We start from the raw sequence: 18,425 nt of genomic DNA on the forward strand, positions 1-18,425 counted from the left end.
AAGTGATATACTGTACTTGAATCAAAAATTGACCTAATCCTTTTCTGATTCAGTGATTAAAATCACGAATCTTAGACGGTCGTACGACTCACCAATAAACTAAAAATTGCCAGCGCAAATCGAAAGGTTTGCCTAATCGACAATTGATTCGTTTTATCGGTAGTGGGAAAAATTTGAATGAGAAAACAGATTGCTCCGAAATGAAGATCGGAAGAAACCTCTAAGACATCAAAAAGAGATAGCCAAAGATCATTGGGTATCAAGAAAAATCATTCGGTGAAAATGATGGCAGAAAGATTTCTAGATGATGTTAATGAGTTAAAACAGATCCAATCTAAAGAGTAAGATGATTCCAAAATGTTGGCGAAGTTAGAAGGAAAAGTGAAAAGGAAGATTTTTGGTAAAATCAATAGAAGGAGTCCAAACGGATGACAACAGAGATTTTAGGCTAGACCGGTTTTACAGATGAAATTGTAAAATCGGTCTTAGTCTTTTTTGTATGTAAATTTATGATTGCACTGGGATAATATAAAGGTTATAATAAAGTTTAATTGTAAAATCAAATAATCCGTCGAGACAGCATTGAATCTTTGTTGAAAACTCATGGACCATTCAATGCAATTATATAAACAAAAGTATCGGAGGAAATTTATTTGTCAAGAGGAAATACAGAAAAACTTCTAAAAGTTCCAGAAGTAGAAGCTTTTTTAAAAAATAGGGTTATTGGTAACAAAGAATTATTTTTAGGGATTCGGCACGAAAGCATCATAGTTTATTACTGGGGAAAAAACATGATCGAGCTGGTATATGCCGAAGATCAGCAATGTCATGTCAAAATCAGTAAATTCTTCATTGACCGAACCGCTTTTTGTGGATTGAAGTTTACCCAGAAGGCAGATATGATGATCTTTCCCTTTAATCAGGAATTTGTTCAAGCCTTTGTTGAATCCTACCAGGAACTGAAAGAAAATGTCGAAAATGCCCTAGTTGAAAGCGCCCCAATAGAAGCAAAAGCGGGGCCCTTGGGACAGAAATATCAGGGCATCATTGCCTGCAATAATAATGCCAGCCCGGAGTCAGACTGGTATTGTGTCGATTTAAACTACGCTCCAGAGACTACCCCACTGGGTCGTTTGGATATGGTTGCCATTTCTAAGGCTAAACAGGATGGAAAGCACCGGATAGTACTCATTGAATGCAAATATTCATGGCAGGCCTATAAATCAGGCTACCGCAAAAATCTGTATAACAACAAGAAAAATAAGGGCTATTATATTGAAGCCAATGGACTGAAAACTAAGGCAACCGCCAAGGGTCAACAGCATCGCCGCCGCTTCGGTTGTAAATATGATGAAAAGAAACAGCAGGTTGTCGCCTATGAATTTGGCTCAGGTATCACTGGCGATTTTTATAACTACTCACAGTTTCTCTTTGCGCAAGGCGGCAAATTGGTTGAGGATTTAAAAGCGGAGTGTTTTGATATTCTAAATACTAAAAAAGAGCTCGGTTGTTTTGAAGCGAATGACCAAATTGGGATCGAATTACTGCAACTTTTAAGCGTAACAAAAGAAGCCTTTGTAGATGCTTTGGATCAGCCGGAGTGTGTTTTTCTTACCGTTGGGTGTGGCGATTCTACGGAAAAAGCAGAACAAGCGATGACCTCCTATCTTTGTCCTGGAGCAACCAACACCGCCGATGTGCGCAGCATCACCGAGGACAAATGGGTACTTTGCCACAATAATGGCAAGGGCAGAAGTCGTGCTATCACTCGCGATCTCAGTCTGAGTGAAGCCTTCCCAGCCGCATTTGAAGAACGGGTTCGCTATTTATTTACGCGAAAAATTGCCTTAGAAAACTTAAACATGATCGACCATCTCGATGCGACCAGCGCAAGTGAACTAAAAATAAAAATATTTGGATGATATCATTATACAAAATGATTACAAACGTTTACAAAAAAACTATTTACTTATTACCAAAAGGTGTTATAATACAGATAAATCAAAGATCATCAAACTTTTCAGAATTAAATGACCATCGATCATTTAAAAGTAAATACGAACCAGCTTGCCAAAGAGATAAATGAAATAGCTTAGCTCATCCTAAAAAAATGAAACAAGTTAAATCATTAAATTTAGAAGCAGGAAAAATTTGAGTAAAATCAAATCGTATTAAAAAAGATGAACTAGCAACCTCACAAGGAATTAAATGAACGATAAATGAAAAGTATCAATGAAAAAAGAAAAGTTCTCACGGTTTCTGAAAACCATGACCAATTAAAAATTGGATACGAGAAAATGTTCTTAGATCAAAAATACCAAGTAAAGAATTCAGTAAATAATGATCCAGTGAGGATAAAACAAATCAAATCTTAAAAGAATACCAAAAGAAGTTGGGGACATTTACATTGAAAAGTGAAAAAAGAGCTTTGATTAAAAAATCATAGGAGGAATCCAAACGGATGACAACAGAGATTTTGGACTAAGCCGATCCTACAAGAAAAGTGTAGAATCGGCATTAGTCTTTTTTTGCGTTTATTTAAGTTTTCATCAAAGGATGAATAAAAAAAACGCAAACAGCTGCTTTTACTAAGATCAACACTTGAGACATTCGTGTGCCACTGTAGACGCCTGTTTCGATGAAATATTGAAGATATCTGGATCCAATCAGGAGGCACTTTTCAGGAGGCACTTTGAATCTGGTTGCGACCATTTTTTTTGGCTGCATACAGACAGCTATCGGCAGCTTCAAACAAGTCTGTTTTACTCATACCTGATCTGAAAGTAGAAAAGCCACCGCTCATGGTTACCACCTCGCCCGGCATGGTATCAAAAACGGTTGATTCAAGCTCAGATCGAATCTGTTCCAGAATTTCGAGACAGGCTTGAGGAGATTTTTCAGTAAAAATAACCGCATACTCCTCACCACCATATCGAGCGGCGAAATCATTGGCTTCCAGGTTATTTAAAATAATGGCGGCAGTGGTAGAAATGACTAAATCTCCGTTGCCGTGACCTTGACGGTCATTGATCCCTTTAAAAAGATCCAAATCGATGAGTCCCAGTGACAGATTAAAAGTTTGCTTGCAGCATTGAGAAACCAGCTCATCGAGATATTCGTGAAATGTTTTATGGTTATATAAATTTGTGGCTAAGTCCATTTTTGTAAGTTTTTCCATATAGATGTTGCGATAAAGGAGTTCTTTTTCTTTTTCCACCGAGATGACCATATCGCTATAGACCACTGAAAAGCGTTTTGTCAATTCTCGTGATAGTAAATAGAAGCTGATAAGAAAGGCAACAAAAGATGTTAATTCAATGGGTGTCATAATAGCCAAAGGTGTGAAAAAGAGTTTAATAATTATAAATAACGATAGCGACAGACAAAAGGCAAAGTTTGTCAGTTTGAGATTTAAAAAGAAAACCGAAATCAGCACTGGCATTAAAAAAAGAGGTAGCAAAACATAGAAAACCGGATAATGTACGATAAATAAAATTGTCACTATGGCCTGGCTCCCGATCACAATATAATAGGGGGTGGTTTCAGTATTTGAGCGGATCAGCCATTTTAAAACCAGAACAATAAAAATTTCAAGTACTAAAGGCAACAAAAAGCGTTCCAGAAGATAAGGCAGAGTAGCCATATTGAAAAAGAACAGATTGAGCAATGTTATCGAAGAGGAGACCCCAATGGCGATCCATAAATAAACAATGATGTGATTATACCAGATTTTTTTAGGATGCAAGCTATCGACCTCCTTTAGCTACTAATAAATGGCTTGTGTTCTTTTAGAATTGCCATAACAATTTGGCAAACGAGTACAAGGGAAATTACTTATGACCATGATATGGCTCATATTGTAACACTTAACGGATCCCGATTTCAAGCGGAATGATCATTATATCGCTGGCAACATAAAAATAACGATGGTAGCATCGTTATTTTTATGTTACGTTAAAATTAATTGCAATAAATTCATGATTAATCAAGTTATACTTAAAAAATTTAATCATTGCCTCAGATGATTTCTAAGGTGAATAATAATTACCATGAGCCGATTATCGCGTAAAAGCTATTCCTCCATTTGTTCCTTCAAATATTGATAGATTTGGCTGAAATCATTGAGCTCATCCTGATACGCGGCATTGCGGATGGTTTCGATTTGGTTGATATTGGCGACAAAAATATCAACTAGTTTGGGTTCAAAGAACATTCCTTTTTCTTCAACTAAATAAGCAAGCGCATCCTTTTGTGTCCAGGCATCTTTATAAACTCGAATGCTGCGGAGGGCATCGTAGACATCGGCGATCGCGGTAATTCGCGAAAAAATATGAATATCTTTGCCAGATTTGCCGTGAGGATAACCTCCACCGCCCCACTTTTCATGATGTTCAAGGGCGATCAGGGAGGCGTAACGCAGCATTTCTCGTTCAGGGTTTTTAAGAATTTCATAACCGATACTGGTGTGATATTTCATTATCTCGAACTCCTGTTCTGAGAGCCGACCCGGTTTGTGGAGGATATTTTCACCAATACCGATTTTACCAACATCATGCATCGGTGAAACAGCCGCAAGGATAGCTACTTCTCTATCAGAAAGTCCGTATTCTTTGGCTAAGAATGAAGATACCCGTGCCACTCGTTTAACATGATTAGCAGTTTCAAAGGAGCGGGTCTCGATAACCGCTCCTAATTTCGAAATCAGAGCCTTCTGGGTGTCAACGATCTCCTGATTTAACTCGGCAATTTCAATCGTTTTTTGATTAAGTGTATTTTTTTTGCGAATAGCATAAAGCAGGAGACCGATAATCAGCATCAGAACAGCGGTGATCATCGCAAACAGGATGATCAGATCCTTGTTTTTTTCAAAGTAGCTAATCGGCTGATTGATTATTGTTGAGCCTTCTGGAACATCGCTCAGCTGATAGGCTGTCAGCACGTCATAGTCAAAAATGTATTGATAATGGGAACCATCCTCATAAGTCAGCGGTGAAACGGGCTTTCCCGCCCACAGATCAAGCAGCGTATTCGCAGCGCTTTCGCCATACTTATAGGAAGAGGCCACGTAACCGCCAACGACCCCGGTACCAAGATAAAAATCCCAAAGAGCGTAAACCGGATTTTTAGCGTTGCTTAAAATGTACCGCGGTACCTCATCATAATGATAGGTTATATTGTTTCTATCCCGGGAATATAGGACATAGAAAAATAGATCATCAGCACCACTGCTATCAATGATCGCTTTGAGCTCATCCGGTGTCTTATCGTAATAGTGTTGACTTTCAAAGCGTGGATATTTGTCAGCAAGCATCGCGATAATGTCGGATCGTATTTCGTTGCTGGTGGTGGTTTGATCATAAATAAAATGCAGGGTGCTAATATCTTTGTTTTGATTTTGTTGTAAGGCCAAGGCGATATTTTTCTCGACATCGGGTCGTTCTTCAATAATGACCATGCCCGGGATTCCCTCACTGTAGGGTCGCAGCGAATTGATGCCGGTGCTGACAACATGAATGGTATTTGGCCAGATGGTTTGACCAAAACGATTGTAAAACTGCAGGGCATCGTCATCACAGATAATTATTCCATCAAGTGAAACATCCTGATATTTTTGGGTCATGCTTGTAGCTAGGGTTTGGAAGGCGTCGGCATCAAGATTGTTTTTAGCATCCAGGAATTCATAGCGAATCCGAACCTTTTCTTCCGAGTCAGCAAAAACAGCTTCGATACCTTCCTCCAGAACCCGGGTATGGTTATAATCACGCTGATAAGATTGGAGAATGAGGATCTCCTTGCTGTAGATCCCAAGGTCATTTGATTGGGAAAAGACAACCGGCGAGAATTGGTAACAAAAAAAACAGGGAACGAGGAAAAGCAAGATGATGCGCAGTTTTTTCATAGAATAGGCCTCCAATTAACAGTCTTGATATTATTCATACCAATAATTTTGGAATTTATTCAAAAGATATGCAAACAAAAAAGTTTGAGATCTTCAATAATCTTGTAACATTTGGGTAACTAAAGCAAATGGGAGTATAAGGCACCTAAGTTTAGAAGAAAATAAAGATTCAGTAATTTATTTGCTTTAACGCTGATGTGGTAGCAAAAATTCTAAGTTTTCTGGCGAGTTAGTCGATTACATAAATAGCTAAATGATAACTCATCGAGAGTTATCAAATAAGAATATCGAGAAGGAGATGCTATGATTGACTTGACCCAAACCACCAATGTTTACCGACCAATGCCGAAAGCGCTTTTTTTTAAATATTTTAATGACCACAGTCCATTAAAAAAGCGCTTTGTCGATGAAATCAGAAGCATTATCTGGACCAATACGATTTCATCGGAAACCACAAATACCCCAAAAGGGAAGCATGTCACAGAAATAGCCGTTGTCGAAATTGTTTTAAATCGTCAGGCCATCAGCACCAATATTATTGAGATTATCAATCGTGAAATTGACCAGTATGCAGTCTTTGTCGTGCGCTTCGAAGAGTGGGGACAGATCTGGTGCTGTGATCATCAGTCGTTAAACCCACAAACGGGTTTGTTCAATTGCCAGCATTATTATCAGACCAGTTGGATGATTGCAGATGAACTGACCCTTAAAATTGATGGTTTAAATCTTGATCAGGTCTATGAAAACTTTTTTATCCAGATTGTTGGCAAACCATTGCCGACCAGGGTCGATAGAGCTGAGAAACATGCTAATGATGAGCTTCGACCAGTAGAAAAATCAGCAAAAAAAGAACAATTAGAGAAGCTTGAAGCGGTCATTAAAGATTTGGAAAGTCAGATGGGAAAAGAAATGCGGTTTGGTAAACAGGTAAAGCTGGCCACCGACTTAAAAATTGCAAAAGAAGAGATTCAGAAAATTAAACGCTCGCTGACAACCCACATTGAAATTGTCGAAGTGCCTCAAGAAACGGAAGCTAAGAATCAACCTTATTTTCCCAATGCATATTTTAAAATGCAGGACACGCGAAGAACGCAATACAATTATTCTTTGATTTAGATTATGCAATAAATCAAAGCAATAAATTAAAGCAACGAGCACCCTTTGAGGTGCTTGTTGCTGTTTAGTGAAAATTTTGGGATCAACTAAGTTTTTTTCGCTTCAGGATCAATCCTGAAATGACGAATAAAATAGTTCCAATGCCAGTGAAAACTAACATCGCTAGCGGCCCGAATTGGTAGATCAGCGGAATCGAAGCCGCAGTGAATAAACCGCCACCCATAAATAATTCAAAAAATAATTGTTTATAGCCAAAACTCTCCATGGCTGGGGTGCGGCCATGGCCATCGGCAATGCGCATCAACAGCAATCCGGTTGCGGTTACCCCCATCGATTGACCAAAATCACCGATACCCCGTTCAAACCAATAGTTGGGCAGAATCTTCGGGGCGAAAAAGATGAAGGCAAAAACAGTCCAGCAGATCCCGCCCAGGGATAAAATAAGAAACGGCACGAAGTTGTCTTCGATAACAGAAAGTGACAAGGTTGCCAAGGCGCTGGCAATGAGTATGTCCAAAGCCATACCTTGAATGCGATTAATCAACATCCGGTCAACGGTATTGTGACGGTCGAATTTTTGGAGAACAAGTTCAACCATGATCCCACCGATCATGGCCAGTGGAAAAAGCGGGACATAAGGGAATAAATAGACATTGGTTAATGGTCCCCAGGTGATAGACTCAATCCAGATCATTACATTAAGTAAAACTGACCCAATTAGGATGCCAATGCAAATATAACCTAAATGGAGCGATAATGGTTCAATCGAGTCGTTATGATTGGTTGAATTATCTGGAAGTTCGCGGTTTTCTAATTCATTGGCGCCTTCCTCGATCAGTTTATCTGGTTGCTCCATGGCATAATGGTCAACTAATTTACTTTTCCGAACCCCCCAGTTAATTAAGGCAATTCCGATTAAAACACCGCTTAATACCCCGACAGTCGCCAGACCAATGGCAAGATCAGCGCCTTCGGGAAATCCGACTTCGACAAATGTATCACGCAGGCCGGCAGCGGTTCCATGGCCGCCAACAAAAGCAATTTCAATTAAGGCCCCAGCCAGAGGATTCATCCCAAAAAAGGGAGCGAGAATCAAAAGCGAGAGAGTCAGACCGACAACATATTGGCCAAAGGAAATAATATAGCCGAGAATAACCTGCGGGCCGGACAACTCCCAAACCTTTTTTATGTTGGGAATCTTTTTTCCAATAAAAAGAGCAGCAAAGACCAGGTTAATCATTAATCCGGGAAGCGTCTCCCAGACGGTGATGATTTCCGGGGATAAAAGCTCGACACCGGAAAAACTACCCAGAATTTCGGGACCCATGATTAACGCCAGTAATCCAGCAACGAGTGAACTGGGTAAAAACAATTTTTGAAAAATAGGGGTTCCAATCAGTATCCATTTCCCGATGACCAGGAAAAGACCAAGTAAGAGCAAACTAAATCCAACCGATGTCGCTGTCATTTTTACACACTCCTTTAAATTTGTTGCTTTCTATTCTAATATAAAAAAAACTTAAAATCAAATGACCGACGCAACTTAATACCATAAAAAGCGAACTGCTGGACTAAATGAAGAATCGATTTAAGTTTTGATTGTGAAATCATTTGCTATAGCAGCAGAAAAGGTTTAAAATTAAGAAAATAACAAAAGAAAAATATAAAATAGAAAATTGAAATTACAATAGAAAGCAAACTACAGATTGACGAAAATCATGATGAGTAAAGTGAGGTAAATACGATGCAAAGTTTACCAGTGGTAGTTCTTGTTGATTCGAATATGGTGGTGAAGGATCGGATCAGAAGAATTCTGGCTGATCAGGATGTAACCATTCATGAAGCATTAAGTCGCAGCGAGCTGCTTGATATCCTGAAGGAGAATAAAGATCAGATTGATCTGATTGTTACAGATATTGAAATTGATACCGATCGCAGTTTCGATGGACTCAGCCTGATTAAATTAGTTCAAAGTAAAAGCGATACAATTCCGGTCATGGTGCTGACTTCCGAAAGTAAGAAAGAAGTGATCACCAAATATTTGCGGCAAGGAACAGCAGATTATATTTTAAAACCATTTGAAGACAATTATCTAAAGGAAAAGATTTTAAAACATATTAGTATTGAGAGCTTGACCGAATTCACTGTTTTGAAGTTTAGTCTAAAAAACTATTTAAATCATGAGATTTATAAGGCGCAAAAAGGTGGCTATAGTTTTACCTTATTAAAAATCAGCTTTAAATTAAATTCGGCCTTTTCAGGAATCGAATCAAGCAACGAATTTTACAAGCACTCAAAAGCTGTTTATCGGGAAATTAAGGCGCTGTTTTGGGAATCTGATTTATATGTGCAGCATGGCTATCACAGTCATTTGGGTTTTTTCCCCTTTTGCAATCATGAAAATTCCAAGGTCATTGCTGATAAGATCATCGCACAGTATCAAGCCTATAAATTAAAAGACCCTGAAATGCAGCGGTACGATATCACCCAGAATTTTTCAACATATCCTACCGATGGGGAGAATGCCACTGATTTATTAAAAGCGCTTGAGAATCGGGCTGAAGAAAAGCAATTGAAACGAAAAATCCAGGGAGAAAAGCTGGAAATTGCTGGTGATATAGAAATTAACAAGGGAAATCAATAATGACAGACTATACGGAATTAATTGCCAGCTTTACAAAAAATGATTTCATCCTGGATTATGAAACGGTCGCAAAGAAAGGCTTCACTGAAGAAAAACGGCAATTTGAGCAAGCCTGGCAAGCACAATTTAGAACAAATAAGGATCAGACCCTTTTTTATTTTGGATTTCTGACTAATCTGGAGTTTCTTTCGCCGACGATGGCATTTCTTCATCAAATTAGTGCGGGCTTTATTCAAAAAATTGCCAAACAACCGGATCTGGAGTTTTCTCGTGAGCATGTTGATTTATCCTTGACACCGGATGAAATCGCAGAGATTCGACAAATAATCCCCTTTGGCAATGGCATGGCTCATGTGAATGATCGATGGATTATCAGTATTTGGGAGCGACTTAACGCTGCTTACGGGGAAGCGATCAAGAGCTATCCGGGTACAGTCGCGGCGTTTTTAACCGAGCATCACGCCGGGATCAGCGTGGCCGGGCGGATCTTTTTTCATCTGGTCGAAAATAATGAAGATGAACGTTACCCCTTTGCTTTTCTGGCCACCTACGCAACCAAACCGGATGATGGTAAAAAAGCGATGCATACCCCGCTTAAAAATGCACTGCGGGAATATCAAAATCAACCCGAAAAACTGATCCAGTTGTTATCCACCGTCAGCCGGGTGGCTGATCTCAGTGGCTTTATTTCTGATCTGATGGAAAGCGGGGAGTTGTTTTCGCCCCTGAAACTAAGTGCCCAGGATGCGACGGTCTTCTTAACAGAGATCCCGCTTTACGAAGAGGCGGGGATCATGTGCCGGATTCCTAACTGGTGGCGCAAGAAAACTAATCAGCTAAGGCTCAATCTGACGGTCGGAGAAAAGCAACCGGCAAAGGTGGGCATGGATGCTATTTTGTCTTTTAAACCAAATCTCTTATTCGGAGATTCTGTCATTTCCAAAGAAGAAATCCAGAAACTTTTGGCAGAAACCCAGGGACTGGCTCTGATTAAAGGTAAGTGGGTGGAAATTAATCATGAGCAGTTGCAAGCTGCCTTAGAGGCCTTATCAAAAGCCGAAACGCTGACAGCGCAAAAAGAATTGACTCTGGCGGAGGCCATGCGGCTGGAACTTGGATCTCAAGAACTGCTGGGAATCCCGACAAGGGGGTTGGAAGTTCATGTCTCAACCGGAGACTGGCTCCGTCGGGTGAAGGAAACGATGGCCAATCCTCAGACGCTGCGTGGGCAAGAGCCGGAACCTGGTTTCAACGGAAAACTACGCCCCTACCAGCAAACCGGTTATGACTGGCTGAAATACATGGTTGACCTGAGACTTGGGGCTTGCCTGGCAGATGACATGGGGTTGGGTAAAACCGTTCAGGTTATTGCCCTGTTAGAATATCTGCGTAATCATCAGGGCGAGCGGGTACTGTTGATTTTACCGGCATCCCTGATCGGTAACTGGGAAAAGGAAATCAACAAGTTTGCCCCAGAGATGCCAGTCTCCGTGTTGCATGGGATGGCGGTTGCCAAAGACCCTGAAGCATTTTTTGCGAACCCGGTTTTTTTAACCATCACCACCTACGGGATGGCGGTCCGGCTAGCAGCACTGCGAGAAATCGACTGGGATCTGATTATTCTGGACGAGGCTCAAGCGATCAAAAATCCGGGAACAAAGCGGACTAAAACGATCAAGGAGCTCAAAGCCAGAACCCGAATCGCTATGACCGGTACCCCGATTGAGAATCACCTATCCGATTTATGGTCGCTCTTTGATTTTCTGGATGGCGGGCTGCTGGGAAGCGCCAAAGAATTCACCGGGTTTACCAAGGGCTTGAACAAGGATCCTAGCGGCTATGCTAAGCTCAGAAATTTGGTCAATCCCTTTATCTTACGCCGATTAAAAACCGATGCCACGATCATTTCGGATTTGCCGGATAAGGTGGAAATTAAAGAGTTTCCGGTGCTTTCGAAAAAGCAGATCGTGCTTTACCAAAATCTGGTTGCAGAATTGGCTAAAAAACTCAAGGAAGCCGACGGGATTGCCCGAAAAGGCCTGGTTTTATCGAGTATTATCAAGCTTAAACAGATCTGTAATCACCCCGATCAGTATTTGGGTCAGGATCTTTATAAGCGTGATCACAGTGGCAAGTTTGAAATGCTTGAAAACATCTGTGAAACCATTTATGAAAAACGCGAACGGGTGTTGGTGTTCACCCAGTTTAAAGAACTGACTGAGCCACTGGCTCAATTTTTGGAAGAAATCTTTCATCGCCCGGGGCTGGTACTCCACGGCGGCACCCCGGTGACCAAGCGAACCGAACTGGTGGAAGCCTTTAATGGCGAAGCCTATATCCCCTTTATGGTGCTGTCGCTTAAAGCTGGCGGGGTGGGTCTGAACTTGACCGGCGCTAACAATGTTATCCATTTTGACCGCTGGTGGAATCCGGCAGTGGAAAATCAGGCCACTGACCGAGCCTTTCGGATAGGCCAGAATCGTGATGTGATGGTGCATAAATTTATTACGCTTGGCACCATTGAAGAAAAAATCGACGCAATGATTGAAGAAAAAAGTCAACTGGCTGGAGATATTATTAAGGCTTCTGGTGAGACTTGGATCACCGAGCTAGATGATGAACAGCTGCTGAAATTACTAAGTTTAGGTGGGATCTGAGATGAGTTATTACGATTATGATTATGTTCATGTAACTGTTGCTCAAAAAAAGGAAAAAGCCCGAAAATCGATGGAGAAACTGAAGCAGTCCATGCCAGAGATCGAGCCAGTAGTCATCGAAGGCACCGCCATCGCCAAAACCTGGTGGGGAAAGGCCTGGAACAAGAATCTGGAGAGTTATGCCGATTACAGTAATCGGATTGGTCGGGGACGCAGCTATGTTAGGGAAGGCGCAGTGCTACATTTAAAGCTTGAAAAAGGCACCATCCACGCCCTGGTTCAAGGCAGTACGACTAAGCCCTATCGGGTTGAAATTGGCATTGACCCGTTGGATGAAAAAACCTGGAAACAGATCACCGTTTTGTGCAACCGCCGGATTGAATCCTTAGAGCAGCTGGTTTCTGGCAAATTTCCTAAAGAGCTGGAGAGTCTCTTTACGACCAGACAGGAGGGTCTCTTTCCCGCGCCAAGAGAAATTCACTTTCATTGTAGCTGCCCGGACAGTGCTTGGCTCTGCAAGCATGTGGCAGCAGTATTGTATGGAGTAGGCGCCCGACTGGATCAGAACCCGATGCTGCTTTTTACACTACGGAAGATGCCGGTCGAAGAACTGATCAAAAAATCGCTTGAGGATAAGATGGAAAGCATGCTTAAAAATGCCGACAAAAAAAGTCCCCGGGTAATCGGGGACGATCAGGTTTATGATCTATTTGGAGTGTGACAGGAATGGCAGCGGTGTGGGCGTCACGGCGCTAATAGATCTAAGGGACGATCTCAATCGCTACGATTTCGGGCACGTTCATAAAGCGAAAAGGTAGTTTGGTCATCCCAGTACCTTTAGTGACGAATAGGTCGGTTTGACCCTGGCTGCCAATCGCGAAAAGACCCTGTACATATTTTTTCCCGTAGGTCGGCAGAATCTTTTCGGTAAGATAGGGAAGTGAGATCTGCCCCCCGTGAGTATGGCCGGCTAATACCAGCTCAACAGCATTGATATCCATCTCATCGACAATATCCGGCTCATGAGTTAAGAGAATATTATAACTGCCTACCAGTACCTCATCGGTCAGATTCAAATCGGGGTCACCCCGAAAAGCATCATCCAGACCAAGCAGTCGGACGTTTAGTTCAGAAATATCCAGCCAGTCATTAATTAGAACCGTAAAGCCAGCGGCACGCATCAGGTTTTCATAATTATATTTTCTAAATAAGGCGTACTCGTGGTTTCCGGTAACAGCTACCTTGCCATAGGTTGCATTGATCCTTGCCAGACTCTGAGAAATCGCATCAGGATCAACGGAAAACTTTCCAGTCGATCCAATCAGATCACCAGTAAAAATAACAAGATCAGCATTTTCAGCATTGATTTTTTCAATAATCCGATCGAGTTGGTCATGATCATTAAATTCGCCGATGTGTGTATCGCCGAAAAAGACAATCTTAAGTGGTGCCTCAAGCTTGCTGTTTTCAAGCTTTTCGCGATTGACCATTAAGAGATTGGGTTCGACATAGCGGGCATAAAGATAACTGCCCACAACAATTGTGGTTAGCGTGATGGATGCAAGCAGTAAGAATTTTCCAAATTTCATGGGCACTCCTTTCGATCTTCTATTATAACCATCAATCTTTAAAGGTGCTTTAAAAGAAGGCAATGACGGTAACCTTTTCAAAAACACCGATAAAACACGCAACAGTTGACCATAGAGCTTTGATAGAATGAAAATAAATAAAATCTGAAAATGGCTTGACAAATTAATACTTCGGATGTAGAATTAAATTAATTCGAATAACGAAGTACTTTGTAACTAGAAAAAGGATAAAACGAATGGATAATGGCTTTAACGACAATTTTGAAGCAATGATTTTTGAATATCTGGACAAGATAAAGTACCTCTTATCGACGGAGCTATGGGGAAATGAAATTTTTAATTGCACGAAAAATGAAGTGTTTGTGCTGCTGCTCTTATATCGACGCAGTGATGTCAATATGACCCAGATTGCCGAATACTTGAATGTTCCGTTAAATACGGCCACCGGCATTGTTGCGCGGATGGAAAAACGTGATTTTTTAACCCGCGAAAGAAGCTCAGAAGATAAGCGGGTAGTCACCATAAAACTGACCGATGCCGGCAGAATAGCGATCCAGAGCATCCTCAACGAAATGATCCGATACGGACAATTGGTGATGGAAAGTTTTAGTGCGGAGGAAGTTAAACTGGTTTTTAGGCTGGTTGATAAGGTCATGGACGCGCTCAGTCGAGATGCTAGCAAAATCGCAGCCAAACAGACCAAACCAAAAATCACAAAGATAATGATTGAATAGAATGCTGCCCTAGGCAGCATATTTCAGAAGATATACTTCGGATAGCGAACTATTCGACAAGTGAATTATAAAAAAAGGAGATCCAATGAAACGCATACTAATTTTTACCGGCAAAGGTGGGGTAGGCAAAACCAGTGTGGCCGCTGCCCACGCCCTGAAATCATCACAGGAAGGCAAAAAAACCCTGATCGTCAGCACCGACATGGCCCATAATCTGGGGGATCTGTTTAATGTTCCGATCGGAAAAGATGAGGTTGCGGTAGCCGACAATCTCTACGCCCTGGAGATTGATCCCAACTATGTGATGGAAAAAGATTTCAAAGATCTGATGCGCGCCTTTAGCAATATGATTGGCTCGATTAATCCAGAAGGCGCCGAAATGGATGAGTTTACGATGATGCCAGGGATGGATGAACTCTTCGCCCTGCTTAAAATTCAGGAATTACACGATAATAGCGACTACGAACGGATTATTGTCGACTGCGCGCCCACTGGAGAAACCCTGTCCCTGCTTAAATTTCCCGAGCTGATGTGCTGGTATATGGACAAATTTTTTCCGATGGGGAAGGTGGCGATGCGCATCTTGTCGCCAGTGTCAAAATCATTGTTTAAAATTCAGTTGCCCGATCGACACGCCATGAGTGACATCGAAACCCTCTATGTCAAACTGATTGAACTGCAGGAATTGCTAAAAAACAAAGCGGTGTCCTCGGTTCGGTTAGTAACCATTCCTGAAAAAATGGTGGTCGAAGAAACCAAGCGAAACTATATGTATATGAAGCTTTACAACTATAATGTCGATGGTATTTTTATTAACCGCATTCTGCCCACTGACATTGACAATCCCTTTTTTGCGGAATGGATCACAATCCAGAAAAAATACATCGCTGAAATTGAGGCCTGTTTTGAAGAAATTCCCAAATATTATATTCCCTGGTACGATACTGATCTACTGGGTCTGGATGCCATCAACCGGATCTGTGATGATGTCTTCGCGAAACGAGCCGATTTGTTTGAGATCAAAGCGGATATCGAGGGGGAAAAATATGAGCAGACTGAAACAGGCTACAACTTGAAGCTTTATTTACCAAATATTAGCAAGGATGAGGTGGCGGTCAATCTATCGGGGTCGGACGTAATTGTCAAAATTGGTAATTACAAGCGAAATATTCCAATGCCCAATAGCCTCAGAGGGATGGCAGTGACATCGGCAAAATTTGATCAGAGCACTCTGATCATCGCATTTCAATAAGGAGAAAAGCAATGAATCGAGAATTTATTAAAAACATGATCCTGGCCAAGCAATATGAACGCGATGCCTTCTTGTCGCTGTTATCACCGACCATCGCCAAACACGTTCAGGTGATTGAAAAAGAAGTCAAAGAAATGATCTTTGAAGTCGCCAAGGAATGGGTTGTTGATGTCAGCGGTGCGGTAAACGCGGCCGAAAAAGAAAAGACGGCAGGATCGGACAGCGAAATAAAAGTTAAAAAAGTTTCGATCGACTAGATACATCGACTAGATGAATAGTTTAAATAAAAGGGAGAAGACCATGCGAATCATTTTATATACCGGTAAAGGCGGTGTCGGTAAAACCAGTGTGGCTGCCGCAACGGCAGTAAAGTTGGCTAAAGACGGCAAAAAAGTTTTAATTATGAGCACCGACCAGGCGCATAGTTTATCGGATTCTTTTGGCGTAAAGCTTATGAATACTCCGGTAAAGATCAGTGATCGCCTCTGGGGACTGGAAATTGATGCCATCCTGGAAGGCGAACGCGCCTGGGGAAACATGAAAAACTATATAAAGGAGTTACTGACAGTCAAAGCCGAAGGAGGAATTGAAGCTGAGGAGCTGCTGGTTTTTCCGGGGCTGGAAGAACTATTTTCATTGTTTAAAATCACTGATATCTATGAAGAAAACCAGTATGATGTCTTGATTGTCGACTGTGCACCAACTGGCGAAACCCTGTCACTCTTAAAATTTCCGGAAATGTTTGGTAATATGATCAAAACGGTGTTACCAATGAAGAAAAAGGCCGTCAAGGTAGCCGGACCAATGATCGAAAAAGTGATGAAAATTCCGATGCCCGAAGACAATGTCTTTGATGATGTCGAACAATTATACGAAAAGCTCTATCAGTTACAGGAGCTGATGACCAATAAGGAAATCCTGACCATCCGGATCGTCACGACCCCCGAACGGATTGTCATTAAAGAGGCTAAACGGAATTTCACCTATCTTCACTTATACAACTACAACATCGATGCCGTGATCGTTAACAAGGTCTATCCGCCAAAAGCATTAGACGGATATTTCAGCAAATGGATCAATCTGCAGGAGGAAGGGCTGAAGGAGATTCGCGAAAGCTTTTCCGAGGTGCCAGTTTTTACCCTGATGCTGCTCGATAAGGAGTTGGCTACCGAAGCGATTCTGCTAGAAGCAGCCGAGCAGATTTTCGGAGAAACTGATCCTGCGGCAGTTTTATTTAAGGATACAATCTTTGAAGTACGGAAGGAAGACGATGGCTATGCCTTCATATTAAACATTCCTTTTGCCGAAAAAACGGATCTCGATATGGGACAAAAGGGCAGTGAATTGATGATTCAAATCAAGAATGAAAAACGGTGTTTTACATTACCGGATATACTCCGTAATAAAACGGTACAAAGCGCCAAATATGAAGCCGGAAAGTTGCTGATAAAATTTGCATAAGGTGAGCATTGGGTTTACAATGGGGTAAACAACATGGTAGTAGGCAATGAAAATCCAGGTAAAAAAAGAGGAGGCTTGTCGATGCAGACGTATTTTATACTAACGATCAATCCCGGTTCAACCTCGACAAAAGTTGCTGTCTATAAGAATGAAAGAGCCCTGTTTACTCAGACAGTTGAACACGATAGTGCTGTTCTTGAGGCCTTTCCAACGGTTAATGCACAGTTTGAATTTAGAGAAAAAACGGTGCTGGAAATATTAAAAGCCCAGCAGTTTGATTGCCATCAGCTTGCTGCAGTAGTCGGGCGCGGCGGCTTGCTGCCGCCTATCGATGCGGGTGGCTACGGCGTCAATCAGGCGATGAAGGCGCTAATTTTGGAAGGCCATCTTTCACCCCATGCCTCAAATTTGGGGGCGCTCCTGGCCGACGCCATTGCCGCACCGCTAGGGATCCCGGCTTATATCTATGACGCTGTTTCATCCGATGAAATGGAAGATATCGCCCGGATCACCGGTTTTCCGGAAATCCACAGAAAAAGCCTTTGTCATGTATTAAACAGCAAGGCGATGGGCAGAAAATACGCCAACGAAATGGGAAAGCACTACTCTGAGATGAACCTGGTCATTGCTCATCTGGGCGGCGGGATTTCTATCAGTGCTCATAAAAAGGGACGGATCATCGATGTGATAGCCGATGATACTGGCCCTTTTTCGCCGGAACGATCCGGTGGACTTCCACTACTGGCTTTGGTGGAGCTGATTTACAGCGGACATTATCATAAAAATGAGCTGGTTAAGAAAATTCGTGGACAGGGTGGATTAAAAGCGCATCTGGGTACTAGCGATATCCGCGATATTGAAAAACGAATCTTGACTGGCGATAACAAGGCAAAGCAGATCTATGCGGCGCTAGCCTATCAGATTGCCAAGGGCATCGGCGAAATGGCGGTGGTGCTAAAAGGCGAAATTGACGCGATTATCCTTACCGGTGGGATGGCCTACTCTGAAAAACTGACCACGATGGTTAAAGCATATATCGCCTTTCTGGCCCCGGTTCAATGCTTGCCTGGCGA

At 41.8% G+C, this 18,425-nt stretch carries 14 protein-coding genes; 10 read left to right on the plus strand and 4 right to left on the minus strand.

The window, feature by feature from the left end; all coding sequences use genetic code 11:
* Positions 1-653: 653 nt before the first annotated feature.
* On the plus strand, positions 654-1,922 hold the full coding sequence (locus QZ998_RS10765) for a hypothetical protein (RefSeq protein ID WP_296560492.1): 1,269 nt from the start codon (positions 654-656) through the stop codon (positions 1,920-1,922).
* A gap of 758 nt (positions 1,923-2,680) precedes the next feature.
* Here QZ998_RS10765 and QZ998_RS10770 read toward each other — a convergent pair.
* Together QZ998_RS10770 and QZ998_RS10775 are read right to left on the minus strand one after the other, a co-directional pair.
* Positions 2,681-3,745: a GGDEF domain-containing protein gene (locus QZ998_RS10770; RefSeq protein WP_296560495.1), complete on the minus strand. Its 1,065-nt coding sequence runs from the start codon at positions 3,743-3,745 to the stop codon at positions 2,681-2,683.
* Between the two features lie 327 nt (positions 3,746-4,072).
* A complete protein-coding gene (locus QZ998_RS10775; RefSeq protein ID WP_296560497.1) occupies positions 4,073-5,899 on the minus strand; it encodes an HD domain-containing phosphohydrolase in 1,827 nt (608 codons plus the stop codon).
* A 303-nt stretch (positions 5,900-6,202) separates the two neighbouring features.
* Here QZ998_RS10775 and QZ998_RS10780 point away from each other — a divergent pair, with 303 nt between their 5' ends.
* Positions 6,203-7,015, plus strand: a complete 813-nt coding sequence (locus tag QZ998_RS10780; RefSeq protein WP_296560498.1) for a DUF4391 domain-containing protein — start codon at positions 6,203-6,205, stop codon at positions 7,013-7,015.
* A gap of 82 nt (positions 7,016-7,097) precedes the next feature.
* Here QZ998_RS10780 and QZ998_RS10785 read toward each other — a convergent pair whose 3' ends face one another.
* On the minus strand, positions 7,098-8,483 hold the full coding sequence (locus tag QZ998_RS10785; RefSeq protein WP_296560499.1) for a sodium/glutamate symporter: 1,386 nt from the start codon (positions 8,481-8,483) through the stop codon (positions 7,098-7,100).
* A gap of 276 nt (positions 8,484-8,759) precedes the next feature.
* Between QZ998_RS10785 and QZ998_RS10790 the strand changes: the two genes are divergently transcribed.
* Genes QZ998_RS10790 through QZ998_RS10800 form a run of 3 tightly spaced genes read left to right on the plus strand, consistent with a single transcriptional unit; the run spans position 8,760 to position 13,037 of the window.
* Positions 8,760-9,659 carry a response regulator gene (locus tag QZ998_RS10790; protein WP_296560500.1) on the plus strand — a complete coding sequence of 300 codons (900 nt, stop codon included), beginning with the start codon at positions 8,760-8,762 and terminating at the stop codon, positions 9,657-9,659.
* Entirely contained in the window at positions 9,659-12,316 is a 2,658-nt protein-coding gene (locus tag QZ998_RS10795; RefSeq protein ID WP_296560501.1) for a DEAD/DEAH box helicase, read from the plus strand. Before QZ998_RS10790 ends, QZ998_RS10795 begins: the two co-directional genes overlap by 1 nt.
* 1 nt (position 12,317) lies before the next feature.
* Positions 12,318-13,037 (plus strand): SWIM zinc finger family protein, encoded by a 720-nt coding sequence (locus QZ998_RS10800; RefSeq protein WP_296560503.1) that lies wholly within the window; start codon positions 12,318-12,320, stop codon positions 13,035-13,037.
* Positions 13,038-13,077: 40 nt separating this feature from the next.
* Here the strand turns inward: QZ998_RS10800 and QZ998_RS10805 are convergent, their stop codons facing one another.
* Entirely contained in the window at positions 13,078-13,905 is an 828-nt protein-coding gene (locus QZ998_RS10805) for a metallophosphoesterase (protein WP_296560504.1), read from the minus strand.
* Positions 13,906-14,141: 236 nt separating this feature from the next.
* Here QZ998_RS10805 and QZ998_RS10810 point away from each other — a divergent pair, with 236 nt between their 5' ends.
* From QZ998_RS10810 to buk, 5 genes are all read left to right on the plus strand, one after another.
* Positions 14,142-14,639, plus strand: coding sequence for a MarR family transcriptional regulator (locus QZ998_RS10810; RefSeq protein ID WP_296560506.1), 498 nt, complete (start codon positions 14,142-14,144; stop codon positions 14,637-14,639).
* 85 nt (positions 14,640-14,724) lie between these two features.
* Positions 14,725-15,891 carry an ArsA family ATPase gene (locus tag QZ998_RS10815; RefSeq protein WP_296560509.1) on the plus strand — a complete coding sequence of 389 codons (1,167 nt, stop codon included), beginning with the start codon at positions 14,725-14,727 and terminating at the stop codon, positions 15,889-15,891.
* A gap of 11 nt (positions 15,892-15,902) precedes the next feature.
* On the plus strand, positions 15,903-16,148 hold the full coding sequence (locus QZ998_RS10820) for a hypothetical protein (protein ID WP_296560510.1): 246 nt from the start codon (positions 15,903-15,905) through the stop codon (positions 16,146-16,148).
* A 43-nt stretch (positions 16,149-16,191) separates the two neighbouring features.
* Positions 16,192-17,352 (plus strand): ArsA family ATPase, encoded by a 1,161-nt coding sequence (locus QZ998_RS10825; RefSeq protein WP_296560511.1) that lies wholly within the window; start codon positions 16,192-16,194, stop codon positions 17,350-17,352.
* An 81-nt stretch (positions 17,353-17,433) separates the two neighbouring features.
* Positions 17,434-18,425 (plus strand): butyrate kinase (gene buk / locus QZ998_RS10830; protein WP_296560513.1); only part of this gene is annotated, 992 nt, incomplete at its 3' end.

Source organism: uncultured Acetobacterium sp. (assembly GCF_927416815.1).
GTDB lineage: Bacteria > Bacillota > Clostridia > Eubacteriales > Eubacteriaceae > Acetobacterium.

Excerpts from the sequence above, each read along its gene's own strand:
- QZ998_RS10775 (WP_296560497.1), bottom strand. The coding sequence starts at position 5,899 with ATGAAAAAACTGCGCATCATCTTGCTTTTCCTCGTTCCCTGTTTTTTT.
- QZ998_RS10780 (WP_296560498.1), top strand. The coding sequence starts at position 6,203 with ATGATTGACTTGACCCAAACCACCAATGTTTACCGACCAATGCCGAAA.
- QZ998_RS10785 (WP_296560499.1), bottom strand. The coding sequence starts at position 8,483 with ATGACAGCGACATCGGTTGGATTTAGTTTGCTCTTACTTGGTCTTTTC.
- QZ998_RS10790 (WP_296560500.1), top strand. The coding sequence starts at position 8,760 with ATGCAAAGTTTACCAGTGGTAGTTCTTGTTGATTCGAATATGGTGGTG.
- QZ998_RS10795 (WP_296560501.1), top strand. The coding sequence starts at position 9,659 with ATGACAGACTATACGGAATTAATTGCCAGCTTTACAAAAAATGATTTC.
- QZ998_RS10800 (WP_296560503.1), top strand. The coding sequence starts at position 12,318 with ATGAGTTATTACGATTATGATTATGTTCATGTAACTGTTGCTCAAAAA.
- QZ998_RS10805 (WP_296560504.1), bottom strand. The coding sequence starts at position 13,905 with ATGAAATTTGGAAAATTCTTACTGCTTGCATCCATCACGCTAACCACA.
- QZ998_RS10810 (WP_296560506.1), top strand. The coding sequence starts at position 14,142 with ATGGATAATGGCTTTAACGACAATTTTGAAGCAATGATTTTTGAATAT.
- QZ998_RS10815 (WP_296560509.1), top strand. The coding sequence starts at position 14,725 with ATGAAACGCATACTAATTTTTACCGGCAAAGGTGGGGTAGGCAAAACC.
- QZ998_RS10820 (WP_296560510.1), top strand. The coding sequence starts at position 15,903 with ATGAATCGAGAATTTATTAAAAACATGATCCTGGCCAAGCAATATGAA.
- QZ998_RS10825 (WP_296560511.1), top strand. The coding sequence starts at position 16,192 with ATGCGAATCATTTTATATACCGGTAAAGGCGGTGTCGGTAAAACCAGT.